The organism is Bacteroides sp. A1C1 (assembly GCF_004328515.1).
Classification (GTDB): Bacteria; Bacteroidota; Bacteroidia; order Bacteroidales; family Bacteroidaceae; genus Bacteroides; species Bacteroides uniformis.
The window spans coordinates 2,464,311-2,479,963 of sequence record NZ_CP036491.1; the positions used below are offsets into that span (position 1 = coordinate 2,464,311).

At 41.7% G+C, this 15,653-nt stretch carries 13 protein-coding genes and 1 pseudogene; 8 read left to right on the plus strand and 6 right to left on the minus strand.

Annotated features, from left to right (window positions below; genetic code table 11):
* Positions 1-12 precede the first annotated feature (12 nt).
* Complete coding sequence (locus EYA81_RS09880) at positions 13-987, minus strand: glycosyl transferase family 90 (RefSeq protein ID WP_119961741.1); 975 nt, start codon at positions 985-987, stop codon at positions 13-15.
* A 212-nt stretch (positions 988-1,199) separates the two neighbouring features.
* Here EYA81_RS09880 and EYA81_RS09885 point away from each other — a divergent pair, with 212 nt between their 5' ends.
* A complete protein-coding gene (locus EYA81_RS09885; protein ID WP_118696375.1) occupies positions 1,200-2,198 on the plus strand; it encodes a glycosyltransferase family 9 protein in 999 nt (332 codons plus the stop codon).
* On the opposite strand, the gene hldE is transcribed toward EYA81_RS09885, so the two are convergent.
* From hldE to EYA81_RS09910, 5 genes are all read right to left on the minus strand, one after another.
* Positions 2,179-3,609 carry a bifunctional D-glycero-beta-D-manno-heptose-7-phosphate kinase/D-glycero-beta-D-manno-heptose 1-phosphate adenylyltransferase HldE gene (hldE, locus tag EYA81_RS09890; protein ID WP_118696374.1) on the minus strand — a complete coding sequence of 477 codons (1,431 nt, stop codon included), beginning with the start codon at positions 3,607-3,609 and terminating at the stop codon, positions 2,179-2,181. The two genes, EYA81_RS09885 and hldE, sit on opposite strands and share 20 nt — an antisense overlap.
* A complete protein-coding gene (locus tag EYA81_RS09895; protein WP_016272073.1) occupies positions 3,606-4,094 on the minus strand; it encodes a D-glycero-beta-D-manno-heptose 1,7-bisphosphate 7-phosphatase in 489 nt (162 codons plus the stop codon). The genes hldE and EYA81_RS09895 overlap by 4 nt, the downstream gene beginning before the upstream one ends.
* Complete coding sequence (gene gmhA / locus EYA81_RS09900; RefSeq protein ID WP_022401853.1) at positions 4,087-4,668, minus strand: D-sedoheptulose 7-phosphate isomerase; 582 nt, start codon at positions 4,666-4,668, stop codon at positions 4,087-4,089. The genes EYA81_RS09895 and gmhA overlap by 8 nt, the downstream gene beginning before the upstream one ends.
* Before the next feature lie 36 nt (positions 4,669-4,704).
* On the minus strand, positions 4,705-5,454 hold the full coding sequence (locus EYA81_RS09905; RefSeq protein ID WP_117599814.1) for a lipopolysaccharide kinase InaA family protein: 750 nt from the start codon (positions 5,452-5,454) through the stop codon (positions 4,705-4,707).
* 83 nt (positions 5,455-5,537) lie between these two features.
* Positions 5,538-7,352: an LTA synthase family protein gene (locus EYA81_RS09910; protein WP_117964287.1), complete on the minus strand. Its 1,815-nt coding sequence runs from the start codon at positions 7,350-7,352 to the stop codon at positions 5,538-5,540.
* A gap of 261 nt (positions 7,353-7,613) precedes the next feature.
* Here EYA81_RS09910 and EYA81_RS09915 point away from each other — a divergent pair, with 261 nt between their 5' ends.
* The 7 genes and pseudogenes from EYA81_RS09915 to EYA81_RS09945 all read left to right on the plus strand — a co-directional run bounded on the left by EYA81_RS09915 (position 7,614) and on the right by EYA81_RS09945 (position 15,599).
* Positions 7,614-8,678 carry a CDP-glycerol glycerophosphotransferase family protein gene (locus EYA81_RS09915; protein ID WP_117599812.1) on the plus strand — a complete coding sequence of 355 codons (1,065 nt, stop codon included), beginning with the start codon at positions 7,614-7,616 and terminating at the stop codon, positions 8,676-8,678.
* A 12-nt stretch (positions 8,679-8,690) separates the two neighbouring features.
* Positions 8,691-9,701 carry a glycosyltransferase gene (locus EYA81_RS09920; RefSeq protein ID WP_117599811.1) on the plus strand — a complete coding sequence of 337 codons (1,011 nt, stop codon included), beginning with the start codon at positions 8,691-8,693 and terminating at the stop codon, positions 9,699-9,701.
* 19 nt (positions 9,702-9,720) lie between these two features.
* Entirely contained in the window at positions 9,721-10,797 is a 1,077-nt protein-coding gene (locus tag EYA81_RS09925) for a glycoside hydrolase family 99-like domain-containing protein (RefSeq protein WP_005825939.1), read from the plus strand.
* On the plus strand, positions 10,794-11,738 hold the full coding sequence (locus EYA81_RS09930) for a glycosyltransferase family 2 protein (protein ID WP_117599810.1): 945 nt from the start codon (positions 10,794-10,796) through the stop codon (positions 11,736-11,738). Before EYA81_RS09925 ends, EYA81_RS09930 begins: the two co-directional genes overlap by 4 nt.
* Entirely contained in the window at positions 11,738-13,021 is a 1,284-nt protein-coding gene (locus EYA81_RS09935) for a glycosyltransferase family 4 protein (RefSeq protein ID WP_117599809.1), read from the plus strand. The genes EYA81_RS09930 and EYA81_RS09935 overlap by 1 nt, the downstream gene beginning before the upstream one ends.
* Positions 13,022-13,033: 12 nt before the next feature.
* Positions 13,034-13,298 (plus strand): annotated as a pseudogene (locus EYA81_RS09940) (glycosyltransferase); the annotation flags it as partial.
* A 42-nt stretch (positions 13,299-13,340) separates the two neighbouring features.
* Positions 13,341-15,599 carry a glycosyltransferase gene (locus tag EYA81_RS09945; RefSeq protein WP_117599808.1) on the plus strand — a complete coding sequence of 753 codons (2,259 nt, stop codon included), beginning with the start codon at positions 13,341-13,343 and terminating at the stop codon, positions 15,597-15,599.
* Positions 15,600-15,653 lie beyond the last annotated feature (54 nt).

A 15,653-nucleotide genomic window follows, 5' to 3' on the forward strand; every position in this document is an offset into this window, starting at 1 on the left:
TGTGTTGATGTATCAATGATTGAACTGCCCGGTCATCTTGAAGTATTTTTCCAATACAAGAAGGGATATCAATTGTTCCCGTTTTTTATTCTTGAATTGCTCTATATACTCATGTGCATGTTCGATTATTGCTTGAGCTTCATCAGTATGAGCCATGTAATATTGCAGTCTTTCTTCCAAATCAGAGAAGTCCGGTTTGATTTCAATGTAGTGATAGTTAGGAATTAATGTGCCTTCCATGAACCAAGTTTCACAAGTAGGACGGGGCATTACGGCGATAGAGTTGGAAGACATTACCCATTTTAGATTGCTGGCAACATCATAGCCTTCTATGGCTAGGACAAATTTATATTCAAGCTGCTCCTTAATGGTCAATTTTCCAATGCACCACGTAGGATTGATAGTATCCCGGCTGATATCTCCCAAATCGCACATGGGATGGCCAAAATACATTTTCATGAATTTGATTCGCTGCTCTTTGTCTGTTACTTTTCCGCGAAAGACAGCCATATCTTTTTTTTCTGTAAATTTTTTCTTGTCACGGACAAAAATAAAATGCCTTATCTTGTTGAGTTTCATAATAACCCCGTTGCCGTTGTTTTCAGTTATAAGACGGCTTTTTGAAATGGATGGGATTGGTGGGACGAAATCCACATCACCGGCACATAGGTTCAACCGTAGTTGTTGGGAAAACCAGCGGGTATAGCAGCGGGTATCATAGATGTAGACTTTGTGCCCTTTTAATTTATGTTCTGCAAGTGCAGGTACCGATTCGGGCAATATTGCACCCGGTAAAAGTTTGTTATAGTAGTTTACCCGGTATAAAATGTAGTCTTTATCTTTTCTGTCGGATAAAGATGCCAACTTATGATGAAGCTGCATCTGAAAGAATACATTGGGTATCAGCATACCGAGCATATTCTTTATATAATAGACAAGTTTGATGTTCTTCCCGCTTTTTAGGGCATACAATAGTTTGTAATCCATTGATTTCGTTTTTTATTCAGTAGGTACATTGTATGAAATATGATGCAAACTTATATAAATAAATGAGAACTTCCAATTGAATTTATCCTTTAATTATCATATTCTTTTTATAATAAAGAGTTGCTCTGTTTTCAGATTTTGAGTAGTCTGGTTTGTTTTTTCGTTGTTAACGCTTACTTTTGTGGTGAATCAGCAATTCTAATAAATTTGTTATGACCAAATTCTTAATTATCCGTTTCAGCTCGATAGGGGATATTATCCAGTGTATGGGAATTATCGGTGGAATACGTGAACGGTTTGCAGATGTGGAAATTCATTGGATTACCCGGAAAGATATGGTGGGGACCTTGTCGATGGATGGCAGGATTGATAAAATTTGGGCGTTTGACAAGGAGACCGGACTTGCCGGATTGTTGAAAATGGCGGCTGATTTGAGAAAAGAGCATTTCGACTACATTTATGACGCTCATAGTAATATCCGTTCCAACATATTGAAGCTGATAGTGTCTCCATTGCCTTTTGTGAAACCTTACGTTGCTCTGCGGAGCAAAGAGAGAGGCAAACGCTTTTTGTTGTTTAAACTGGGAATCAATCATTTCGACAAGCCTTTCAGGGGGATGGTGTCTTTTCAGAAACCATTGAAGAAATGGGGAATTACGCATTTTCCAGACAACTATCACGACTGGTGTTTCCCGGATGAAATACGTAGCAAGTATGAGAACTTTGTAACCAAAGATATGGTTACGCTGGTGCCGTCTGCCAACTGGGAAATGAAACGCTGGCCCGTTTCCTATTGGAAAGAATTGGTTGCCCTTCTTCCTGAGTATAGATTTGTTATTCTGGCTGGTCCGAAGGATACTTTCTGTGAGGAAATCAGAAGTGCTGCACCGGAACGGGTAGTTAACCTTGCGGGACAAACCTCATTGATGGAATCTTCTTACATAGTGTTGCGCTCCAATCTGGTAATCAGCGCTGATACGGGTTTTATGCATGCCGCTGATTTGTTCCGTGTTCCTGCTTTTGCCTTGATGGGACCTACAGCCTTCGGTTTTCCTACGGGACCTACGGTGGAAATACTCGAAACAGCCCTGCCTTGCCGTCCGTGCACCAAAGACGGACGGGGTAAATGCAAGCTGGCTGTTTATCAGAAGTGTATGGTGGATATTACCCCCCAACAAGTCGCTGAAAAGATTATTGCTTCTCTTGGTTGATGGCGCCTATCGTCTTTGTAGTGGAATAACCGTCTACGAAAGGGATAGTTACTGTTTCTTGGGCGTACTCCCTGCCTACAATGTTTTCTATGGCATAGTCGCCACCTTTTACCAACACGTCCGGTGCAACTGTCTTGATGAGATTCAGAGGGGTGTCTTCCGTAAAAATCACTACGTAGTCCACTGCTTCCAAGGCTGCCAGGACTGTGGAGCGGGCGTTTTCATTATTGATGGGGCGCGATTCCCCTTTCAGACGTTTTACTGAGCTGTCCGAATTCAATCCTACGATAAGTACGTCCCCCAGTCTTTTGGCCTTTTCCAGATAGCACACGTGTCCTTTGTGCAGAATGTCGAAGCAGCCGTTTGTGAATACGATTTTGCGCTCCTGCGCACGCAGTTGTTTTATAGTATCTGCAAGTTGGGGAATAGGAATAAGTTTGCTGGCCGGTTTCCCGATTTGTAGCTCGTCCTGCAACTCTTTGAACAGAATGGGGCTGGTGCCTATTTTCCCGACTACAATGCCGGCCGCTTTATTGGCAAGATAAATGGCATCTGCAATAGGGATACCGGCTGCCAGCGCAGCTGCTAAAGTTGCCACGACAGTATCGCCTGCACCTGAAACGTCATATACTTCCCTTGCTTCGGTAGGAATGTCTTGTGAGACTTCCGGAGCTATATATGACATCCCTTTTTCGGAACGTGTCACTAATAGAGAAGTAAGGTTATACTCCTTCAGTATCCGGTCTGCCGCGCTATGGATTTCTTTATCCTCATTTCTCACATCCATTCCCGAAACGGCTGAAAGTTCTTTTAGATTGGGGGTGATGATGGTTGCGGAACGGTATTTCTCCCAATTTGTCCCTTTGGGGTCTATAATGACCTTCTTCCCTTGCCCGGCAGAGGCGGATATAACCTGCTGGCATACTGTATCATTGCATACTCCCTTGCCATAATCCGAAATCACGACAATGTCCACTTCGGGGAGTGCACGCTTCACGGCATCCAGCAATTTCTGCTCAGTCTCTTCGTTCAGGCATTCATTTTCTGTTTCAAAGTCCAGCCGTACTACTTGCTGGCTGTTGCCTATTACGCGGGTTTTGGTGATGGTCGGGTGGTCCGTATAAAACAGTTCGTTTCTGATACCCAAATCAGCGAACATCTCCTGCATTGTGTTTCCGTTGTGGTCGTTGCCAAGCAGGCTGACGACATACGGCGAGCAACCCAGTCCCAACAGATTTCTTGCAACATTGGCCGCTCCTCCCAATACATTGTAGGTGCGGGTGACACGGACCACTGGTACGGGGGCTTCGGGAGAAATCCTTTTCACGTCCCCTATATGGTAAGTATCCAGCATCACGTCTCCGATAACGAGTACCTTCTTTCCCTTTATACTGTTTAATTCTGTATTCATAATAGGTTGTTTTTTAATTGGTTGGCCCAATATAGAAGTGAGTGCTCAGAGGTGACCCGGAAGGACTTGACACCACTTCTTTCGCCGCATTCCGTATCCGATTTCTTATCTCCGAACATATAGGATTGGGATGGGTCGATTTCATATTTCTTCATCGCTTCCGTCACCATGAAAGGAGAAGGCTTACGGCATTCGCAATGTTCTTCCGGAGCGTGAGGGCAAGTATAGAAATCGTTCAGTATAACTCCATGTTTTTCCAGCTCTTGGGCGAGTGCCCGGTTGAACTGTTCGGCGTCCTCCAGCGTAAAGTAGCCACGTCCAATGCCGGATTGGTTCGTGATGACAATCAGCAGATAACCCAATTCCTGAAAAATACGGAGTGCTTCGGCTACACCGGGCAATAATTCAAGCTCTTGGGTCTTATAAACGTAGCCGAAATCAACATTGATGGTACCGTCCCGATCAAGGAAAATCGCTTTATTCATGGGAGAACAGTTTATTGTCGACGATGCCGCACAAGATATGTCCGATGGTAATGTGCACTTCTTGAATCCTGGCAGATTCGGCGTGCTGTATAATCAACGGGTAATTGCAAAGTTCCTTGCACCTTCCTCCATCCCTTCCCAGGAGCCCTATGGTGGTGATGCCCATAGATTGTGCCTTCTGCAAGGCATGCTCTACGTTGGGAGAGTTGCCGCTGGTAGAAAGGCCTATCAGAATATCACCTTTCGTTCCCAAAGCTGCAGTCTGCCGTTCGAAGACACGGTCGAAGCCATAATCATTGCTGACTGCGGTCAGGATGGAAGTGTCGGTTGTCATGGCGATGGCGGGCAGGCCTTCCCGTTCGGTCACGAAACGTCCGACGAGTTCGGCAGCGATATGCTGGGCATCGGCTGCACTGCCGCCGTTACCGCAAAGCAAGACTTTGTGCCCTTGTCGAAGGGCTTGTACTATCAGATTGCCGACGGTTTCGATGTCGGTAAGCATTTGCCGGTTGTTCAGGATATTTTCTTTGAGCCTGATACCTTCTTGGATGGACTGGATGATATAATCTTGCATAAATTTCTAATCTCGTTGGTACAAAGATACGACATTTCAGAAATGAAGCTTGCTTTTGACGAAATTTTTAAATTGTCTTTGCTTTCTCCATTTCAGTCTGCTGAAGAGAGTGAAGAATATGCATTCTTCAATATCGAATCCTCTTTGCTCGGCATATAGAGGTATTATTTTCATGAAGTCATCGGCGGGAATACCCAGTTGGCTGAAGGCATTCATGGACATTCTGATACCGGGCACTTTACCGAGCTTCAGGCGGTTGATGTCAATGAGGGCGAAGTGATATTTGCCGTTTGTCTTCCGGTAAAATATATTCTTGGGATTATAGTCCAGTGGCAAGACCTTGTTCAGATGTAATTGGAGAGTGAAGTCTACGAGGTCATGTCTTAGCCGTTTTTTCTCTTCTTCCTCCATTTCCATACCGAACATATCCGTTACAAGCGGGTAGGGGAGGTATTCGGAAATAAAGTATCCGGTGTGGAAGAAACCATTCTTTTTGATTTCTATATAAGCTACCGGAGGGGCGGTCTCTATTCCCCGTTGCAGAAAAAGTTCTGCATATTCAAAGGCGCGCTGCGCTTTGCTTTTGCGAAACCAAGTGTAAATGAGACAGTTTATGAGGGCAGGTCTTTTGTATTTTTTGATTACGAAGTCCTTGTCTCCGAACCGCACTCTTTCGACTGTGTTTCTTCGGTTACAATAAACCTCTTCCCGTTCATATTCTTCCGATGGGATGGCTCGGATATAACTCTCGTAGGCGGCATAATGCGGATGAATATGTACCTTCATTGTTTTTATTTACATTTTACTTCTTTTGAACGGTGCAAAGATAGTGCAAACCGAAAGCAGAACAAAATGAACTTGTTCATTTTTTATTTTGAGGTGCCGCTTATCTTCGCTTTTGAGCAAAGATAATCAAAATGTATCATCTGGTCGGAAATATCGTATGCTTTTTGGGCGAACTCGGCTTCTGCCGGGGTGGGCTCTTCACCTACCACCTCCATTTGGGGGCTGATGGCGAATCCTTTCTTGCATGGGTCGAGGATGCTTTGGCCCAATCCGCTCCAGTAGTAATCATCCAGTTGGAGCAGGTTCAGTAAGGTGGGGTACATATCGATTTGTCCCATCACTTTATCATAACGCATGCCTACCGGAGAGTTTACTATGATGAAAGGGGTGAATGTCTTGTCGGATACGATACCCTTGCCACCGGGGGCGTTGCACAATTCTTCACGGTAGGTAGCCAGTCCTTCGTGGTCACCGGTGATGACGATAAGGGTCTCGTCGTATTGTGGGAGTGTTTTCAGGTACTCTACGAATTTTCCTATCGCCTTGTCCGTATAGCGTGCAGTGGTCATGTAGTCATTCATTTTCTGTGGAATGGCCGGAGAGAAATGAATCTCTTTCAATTCTTCTGGCAATTTGAAGGGAGCATGGCCGGAGTAGGTCACCAGCTGCATGTAAACATTCTCCCCCTTCTTCCAGATTTCCCCCTTCTCTATTTTTTGGCGGCATTGCGCCAGGAAGGAGCCGTCTCCGGTACGTTTGTGCGTGCCAAAGGCTTCTGTCAGTTCAAAGTCATGATAAGCAATGATGGTGTCGGTCCCGAAACTGTAGGCTATGACGCCTTGGTTCCAGGTCGATACTTTATCAATGGTCAGGAGGTAGTTGCGCGAGTTCTTCTGCTGATGCATGGCTTTCTGCAGGGTTCCGTAGGTGTGGTCAGGATATTGGCTGCTGTATGTGCCGCTGTTGATAGGCAGCATACCGGCGCAAAGCAACAGCTGTGCATCAATGGAGCGCCCTCCTTTCACTTGCGTTAGTACGTGGGGAGCGTATAAGGTGGTGGAGTCTTGCAGCAGTTTGTTGAGATATGGAGTAATCTCTTGCCCTTCCACTTCCCTTTCGAGTACCCAGCTTTCCAGAGATTCTGCCAGGATGACGATGCAGTTGTTGCGGATTCCGATACGTCCGGCCAAAGGGTGATGTCCGGGTTTCTGGCTCAGCCACTCCTTTATCTCTTGCTGTATCTGTGGGGTGGCCTCCTGCTTCTGGTTGATGAGGTCATAGCATAGGCTTCCGAAGACGGTATACATGGAAGTGGTGCTTGCACACAGATAGGCTTTCTGGCGGACGGTGTTGTATGCTTCCTTGAATCCTCCTTTGGCCAGGGTGGTGATGGCAAACAGCAGGATACCGATTCCCAAAGCCCCTCCGTAATACTTGTATGATGTTCTTCCGGCGGTATTTCTTTTGTAATGCCAATAAAGGGGGATACTGGCAATGGTAGATAGAGGGAAGAAGATGTCGTACCAGCGGAAAGAGTCATAAACGCTTCCGGTGAAATCGGCTAGGTTTCCAGAAAGTCCATAGCTGTTAAGTGGAATGGCAGTATAGTAGGTGCGGAAATACATCAGGTTGACAATCAGTAGTATATCCAGCAAAAGCATGATGACTATCTCTGTTTTCCAGAACCGGAAGAACTTATAGGGGACGAGAAGTACGAGGGTGGCTATTATTTTGGTCGCATAAAATTCGATGGTAGAGAATGAAGCGAATGTGGTGGGTATGCTCCAGATGAAATCGAATAGCAGGAATTTGAAAAAAATGGTGATTCCGAATAAAAGAGTCACTTTATCTGTTGCTCCTTGTTGGCTGTTGGAGCAATGAAAAAGATTTCTTCTCATAAAATAGTACTTTTAAAATAGTGGGGTGCAAAGATAGATATTTTAGAGAAGAAAAAGCTTCATAAACAGCAACTTTTGGAGAAAAGTTGATAAAAGTCATTTTTTTTTCTGGATTGATGCAGTATATGCAGAATTCTTGTATTTACTTTGCAGACGTTTAAAGCAAAGAAAGCAAAACTGTTACAAACTAAGGGCTGAATTTTATTGTTCTATTGGTAAAATGAGGTGACGATTGTGTCGTTGCCGTGATATTTTGAGTGTATGAAGAAGCATTATTTATTTTTCGTTTCGGTAGCCTATTCCTATCCTATACTTCGCCCGCTTCAGGACGAAATCAGGCGTAGAGGGGATGATGTTGCATGGTTTATCGAGTCAGACTGCCCGGTTCTGTTGGCCCAGGATGAGAGGTGGCTTCAATCCGTCCAGGAAGTGATGGATTATCAGCCTATTGCTGTTTTTGCACCGGGCAATTATATTTATGATTTCTTCCCGGGAGTGAAAGTCTCCCTTTTCCATGGCTACCCCATCAATAAGCGTGGCGATGAAAAGGATGACCATTTTTCTGTTCGCGGATGGTTCGATGTCTATTGCACACAAGGAGAAACGAGCACTCTTCCCTTCAAGGAGCTTGAGAGGAAATACGGCTTCTTTAAGGTATATGAAACTGGCTGGTGCAAGGCGGATACTTTCGTGAAGGAACGTGCACATACTCCTCATAATGCACGTCCGGTAGTCTTGTACTCTTCTACGTTTACCAAAAATATAACTTCTGCTCCTCATCTGTTTGATACCATCAAGAGACTGGTGCGCGAGAAGAACTGGGATTGGATTATTTCGTTCCATCCGAAATTTTCGGATATGGAAGTCCTCAAGAAATACAAGGAACTGGCCGCTTCCTGCCCCAATATTACTTTCCACGAGAGTGGACTTGTTGATGCCAAGCTGCTGAACAGTGCGGATGTATTGTTGTCCGATGCTTCGTCTGTGATTGTTGAGGCGATGATGTTGGACAAACCGGTTGTGACCTATTGTAACACCATGCCAGGGGATCATTTGCTGAATGTCACTGAGACGGATGCTGTAGAAGGAGCGATAGAAAAGGCCATTTCCCGTCCGGCAGAACTGATGGAGCGGATGCGTGCCTACGTGCACAAGCATGAGGCGCATCTGGACGGTGAGTCCTCTTCACGGGTACTGGATGCCGTAAACAACTACATCTGGTATTTTCAAGGTAAGACCAGAACCAAGCCTTGGAATCTGGTACGTAAGTTTAAATTGCGATGGCGGGTGGGCTATCCGTTGATGGCCACTTTGCGGTTGTGGTAATTGTCATAGCTTATGGAGAACACTGAGACACTACCTCTGATAAGTATTATTGTACCGGTCTATAATGTAAAGAATTACTTGGAGAAATGCCTGCAATCCATTTGCGGGCAGACTTATAAGAATCTGGAAATAATATTGATTGACGACGGCTCTTCCGATGGTTCGGGAGAGCTTTGTGATTTATTTGCCCAAAGGGATGGACGGATAAAGGTTATCCATCAGGCAAATGCAGGTCAGAGTGCAGCTAGGAATAGAGGTTTGGCGGTAGCTCAAGGTGAATTTCTTGGTTTCGTGGATAGCGACGACTGGATTGAACCGGATATGTACGAATTCTTGTATCACTTACTGAAAGAGAATGGGGCGGATATATCCATTTGCTCGCATTATATAGAAACTGCCGTAAAGACCAGAGTGAAGCACTCTTCTGGGCAATTCTCCAGCTTTTCTCGTGAAGAAGCTATCCGAACATTGGTAGAAGATAAGCGTATAAGAAATTATATGTGGGATAAGTTGTATAAGCGTCAATTATTTGCTGGAATATATTTTCCGGTAAATAGAGTTTTTGAAGATATTGCAGTTTCTTATCAGATATTTTATAAAACGCAGAAAGTCGTTATGCAAGACTGTCCTAAATATCATTATTTGAAACGTGAAGGAAGTACTACTCAAGGTAAATTGTACAATTACGAAAAGGAATATCTGCTCTTTCAAACTGTCTATGAACAAGTGAAATTTGTGCGAGAAAAAGAAATATGGGATAAAGCTCCTTATTGTGTACATGAACGGGGAATTCATTTGATTGACCATTTGATGATGCTTCCTCAATCTTCTTTGATAGATGATGTTATCAATGATGTATTAGCCAGAATGCAGGAGTTTGATAATGTGTCGTGGCCGCAATTGGGTGTTATGCATATATTTAAGCGCCGTATGATGTATTGTCATCTAAAGGTTTATAGATGTATTTACCGTTTAGTGAGGACATTCTTCAAATCTAAACGGTATAAATTCCAAACATTATAACTTTAATTGAATCTCAATAATGAATAAAGCAAGGGTTATAGCTTTTTATCTACCTCAATTTCATCCAATACCAGAAAACGACAGATGGTGGATGAAAGGTTTTACGGAATGGACTAATGTAGGAAAGGCACGTCCATTGTTTCCTGGACATTATCAACCTAAGGTGCCGGCAGATTTGGGATATTATGATTTGCGAGTGCCGGAAACACGTAAAGCGCAAGCTGATATGGCAAAAGAATATGGTATCGAAGGCTTTTGTTACTGGCATTATTGGTTTGGAAATGGAAAGAGACTCTTAGAGCGTCCGTTTAATGAAGTATTGTCTTCTGATGAACCGGATTTTCCTTTTTGTCTGGCTTGGGCTAATGAGTCATGGAGGGGCTTTTATCACGGCATAAAGAGCAAAGATACTTTGATAAATCAGCTTTATCCGGGAGAACAAGATTATATAGCTCATTTCCACGAGGTATTACCTGCTTTTAAAGACCATCGCTATATTACAGTGGATGAGAAACCGTTGTTTATGGTTTATCATCCTTTGGATCATCCGGAGATGAAAGAGTTCATTGAACTCTGGCGTACTTTAGCTGTGCAGAATGGCTTGAAGGGGGTTTATTTCATAGGACAAACCTATCATTTGAAAGAAGAAAAAGAGAGACTTATGAAAATGGGGTTTGATGCTATTAATGTTGTACGCTTGTTTGACTTTGAGAAGAAAGCTGCTCTGACTTATAAATATGCGAAATGGAAACATAAAATATTTCGTATTCCTAAGGTTGTGGAGTATAAGAAGGCCAGTTCTTTCTTTGTGGGTGATGAAGAATATGAAGAGAATATTATACCTACCATTATTCCTAACTGGGATCATTCTCCACGTTCCCGTGGTAAATCGTTGGTCTTGAATCACGCTGAACCTTCTTATTTTGCCCGACATATGAAAGAAGCAATAAAGCGTATTGAGAATAAGCCTTTAGACCATCGGCTTGCATTTGTAAAATCATGGAATGAGTGGGCTGAAGGGAACTATCTGGAACCGGATTTACATTATGGAAAACGTTATCTGGAAGTGATAAAAAAGAATGTTGTAGAGGGATGATTTCTATGGAAGAAAAGATAGCAATTGTTATTCCGGCATATAAGTGCCGCTTCCTCCGGCAGACTTTGGATTCTATTGTCGTACAGACTTGTCGGAGTTTTACTGTTTACATAGGTGATGATGCAAGTCCTCAGAATCTGAAGGAAATTGTTTCTGATTATGCGGATAAAATGAATATTGTCTATCGACGTTTTGATACTAATCTGGGTGGAGTGGATTTGCCGGGGCATTGGGACCGTTGTATAGCACTTGCAAAAGAACCGGTTATTTGGTTCTTTTCAGATGATGATTTGATGCCGCAGGACGGGGTAGAGCGTATTATAAAAGCATTAGAATGCTATGGTACGAGGCATGGGATGTTCCGTTTTCCCCTTGCTGTGATAGATGAAAATGGCAAGATAATACATAAAAATCCTTCATTGCAGGAATATCCGGTTTCGGGCTATCAGTTTTTGTTGGATAAATTGGAAGGAAGAATTTATTCGGCTGCTTGTGAATATGTTTTTACTCGTGATATATATGAACGGATAGGCGGTTTTGTGAAGTTTCCATTGGCGTGGTGTTCAGACGATGCAACGTGGACAAGCATAGGTGAAAATGCAGGTGGAATGATTCCTTTGCCGGGTAAGCCGGTTTGTTGGCGAAATGTGATGGGCGAGAATATAAGTTGTTCCTTCAATTATGATGAAGAGAAGATAGTAGCTACAAGGCAATTTATAAAATGGGTTTCAGTTTTTTACTCGGACAGACTTCAAGATAGAAAACTACAGCATGCGATAAAGAAATATGCCCATACGATATTGCATTACAGTTTGCAAGATCGTTATAAATTACATGATCTTATGGGTATTTGTCGTAGTTTATGGTATATTTGCCCTTCTGTATCATTAAGTGTGGCATTCCGCATGTGTAAGTTGAAACTTAGAAATCGAAAGAGATAATGAAGAAAATTCTTTTTATACTTCCTTGTGTGCCTTATCCGTTGACTGCTGGAGGTAATCAGGCCTTTTTCAATATGGTGGAATATATCCGGCACAAAATGTCTGTGTCTTTGTTGCTTTCGCCGGGAAATAAGGAGATGAATGATGTCGAAAGTTTAAGGGCTTTATGGACAAATGTTGATTTCTATCTTTTTAGGGAAGAAGATGCAGAACCTAAGACTCGTTGCCCCCGATATTACCGTTGGTTAAAAAAGATGTCTGAATCCATTTCCCGCAAGATGCAACGGCAACTGTATTCTTTTCAGCAAGAGCATCCGTATAAGAATATGACGTTGAAGAATTCTTGTTTTAAACCTTTTCCCAAGGCATACGTAGAGTATGTGTCTGACATCTCACGTCGTGGATTTGATATTATTCAGGTTGAGTTCTATCCATTGATAACCTTGGGGTATCTATTGCCAAAAGATGTACAAACAGTGTTTGTGCATCATGAACTGAGGTATATACGTAATGAAAATGAAATGGAATGCCTTACTCATGTAACAGATGAAGACAAGATGCTCTATGGTATTGCTAAGGATATGGAGAAAGCCGCTTTACGTCAATATAAGCATGTAATTGCATTGACGGATATTGACCGTTTATTGTTGGCAGACTTGGTTGGACAAGAATGCAATATTTATGTTTCTCCGGCAGTGGTACAGATAGAGTCTGTTTATGACAGAATTGTGAAGCCGGCCTCTGTTCGTCTGACATTTGTTGGAAGTGAAAATCATTACCCGAACCAGGATGCAGTAGATTGGTTTTGTCATGAAGTAGCCCCTTGTTTGCGTGCTCAGGGTTTTAAATTTGTTTTTCAAGTGATTGGGACATGGAAGAGCCGTTACGTGAAAAGTCTTCAGGCAGTATGTCCGGAAATGGAGTTAGTGGGTTATGTGGAGGATTTGCAGGAATACTTGAATGGAAGCATCGTTCTGGTGCCAATTCGTATTGGTAGTGGTATGAGGATGAAAATATTGGATGCGGTTTCCTCTATGGCTTCTTTTGTAACTACGACAAAAGGAGTTGAGGGAATTGACCTACGTCACAATGAAGAGTGTTTGATTGCTGATAGCGCAACTGATTTTGCAGCAGCAGTCATTCGTTTGGAGGCGGATAAAAAATTGCAAGTCAGGCTGGCGACGCAAGCATTGAAGCGTTTGCGTGAACTTTATAATCCTCAGGAAATGTTGGAGAGAAGACTGGCTGTTTATGATGAGATATTGCAAAATAATACAAACTAATAGCATCAGATTATGCTTTCAATCATAATTTGTTCGGTATCTCCCGAACGTTTGGAGCAAGTAACCCGGAATATTCATGATACTATTGGTGTTGATTATGAAATCATTGCTATTGATAATCGTGAAAAACAATGGCCGATAGCACGTGCGTATAATGAGGAGCTTCTCGGGCACATTATCCCTTTCTGTTTTTGTTCATGAGGATGTAAAGTTTCATTCGGTAGGCTGGGGAAAGTGCATTGAGAAGAAACTTAAGGAACCGGATTGTGGTATAATTTAAGTATTGTGACATAAATAGACTATATAAAATTTGACTGTTATGAATGGAAATAAGATTACCTTTTGGAGACGTAAATTTTTGTCATTTATATATGAGAAGAAGATTCGTGGAAATGGTATATACACTATTGAAAAATATAGAATACTGAAAGTAACTTTGCTTAAAAAGGTGATTTCTTATGATGAAGTTAATTTTACATATTTAAAATTCCTTCATTTTACTAGGAAAGTTTCAGAAAAAGAACTATTGTTTAAAGTGAATAATCGTTGTTTTGATGTTCTTGATATTCCTTTGGCTCAGGATAGTTTACCTTTAGTTAGTATTATTGTTCCAAATTATAATCATGCTCTATATTTAAGAGAACGTTTGGATTCAATTTATAGCCAAACGTATAAAAAGTTTGAGGTAATTCTATTGGATGATGCATCTTCTGATAATAGTGTTGAAATATTGACTGAATATGCTCAGAAATATCCACAAAAAACCCGTTTAATAGTCAATGAGAAGAATTCGGGAAAAGTTTTTGCTCAATGGAATAAGGGATTGAGTTTGGCCAAAGGAGAGTATATATGGATAGCTGAAAGTGATGATTATTGTGATAAAGGTTTTTTAAAAGAAGTACTTTTAGGGTTGCGCCACCAATCGGTAATGCTTTCCTTTGCAAGGAGTGTATTCATGAAAGATGGTAAAAAAATATGGTCAATAGAGAGATATCTAAAGGATTCGTCAATATCTTGGAATGCTCCTTTTGTTATGTCGGCTCACATGCTTGTGAATAAGGCTTTTGGGATTAAAAATGTAGTCCCAAATGTCAGTAGTGCGGTTTTTAGAAATGTGGGTACTATACCTGATGAGATTACTGCTATCTGGAAAGATATGTCCTTATGTGGTGATTGGTTATTTTATCTATGGTTGATTCGAGGAGGAGCTGTCAGCTATACTAATAAAGTGACCAATTATTATAGAATACATGAGAATAGTACTTCATTGAAAGTTCAAGATACATTGGATTATTATATTGAAACTTTTCGTGTTTCTTGTTTTGTAGCCCAGAACTATGCAGTAGATTTATCGATTTTTGATACTGTTAAGAATAACTTAGTACGACATTGTATAGATAGAAAACATGAAAACAAGGTAGAGGAGGTTGAGAGAATATACGATCTTAATCAGATAAAAGAGTGTGCAAAATGTCGGCGTCCGAATGTTGCTATTTGCGGCTATTCTTTAATTCAAGGTGGGGGAGAGGTATTTCCCATTTATTTGGCAAATGAATTGAAAAAGCAGGGGATAGCAGTAACTTTTGTTGATTTTAGAAGAGCAAATTATGACGAAGGAATCAGGAAAAAACTGGATAGAGATATACCATTAATCGAACTTAGTGACGTTAAATTCTTTAATGGTGTAATTTCTGCTCTTGGAACGGAGATCGTTCATACTCATGAAGGGACTGTGGATTACTTTGTAGCTCGCGTTATAAGGAATAAGGAAGGTGCTTGTAAGCATATTATTACACTTCATGGTATGTATGAAGCTATTTCTAAAAAGAACTTGGATGGAATATTGGAGTTTGTGATCCCAAGCTGTTCTTGTTTTGTATATATTGCTGATAAAAACTTGCTTCCGTTTAAGGGGCTATTTCAAAACTTGCAATTTCGGAAAATAGGAAATGGGCTTCCGCAAATACCTATTGTTCCCCACAAAAGACTTGAGTTGGGTATTGAAGAAAATGCTTTTTGTTTGACATTGGTTAGTAGAGCTATTTTTGAGAAAGGCTGGATAGAAGCGATAGAGGCTGTAAAAATAGCAAGGAGGAAGTCAGAGCGACCGATTCATTTGATATTGATTGGGGAAGGAGAATGTTATGACTTTTTAAAAGGTAAAAACCTTCCTTCTTATATTCATTTGCTGGGACGCAAAAGTGATGTCAGGAATTATTTTGCTATGTCTGATGTGGGATTGTTACCTTCTCGGTTCAAGGGTGAGAGTTTCCCTTTAGTTGTGATAGAAAGTTTGATGAGTGGTTCTCCAGTCGTGGCGAGTGATATAGGAGAAGTTCGTAATATGTTGGCTGATGAAGCTGGTAATATGGCTGGTATGTTATTTAAACTTAGGGAGGGTGAAATACCAGTTGATGAATTGGCGCAGATTATTTTGCTTTTGGCTACAGATAATGAAAAGTACATGCAGTTGAAGAGGCGGACTAGTGAGGTTACTAAAAAAATGAATATTACTCATACTGCAGAACGGTATATTGGTGTGTATAATGAAGCCTTGAATACTTTGCCAAAGGAATGAAGTTGTAGTAGTAAGCCTATGATAGAAGCATTTTGACTGCTTTATATGATTAAT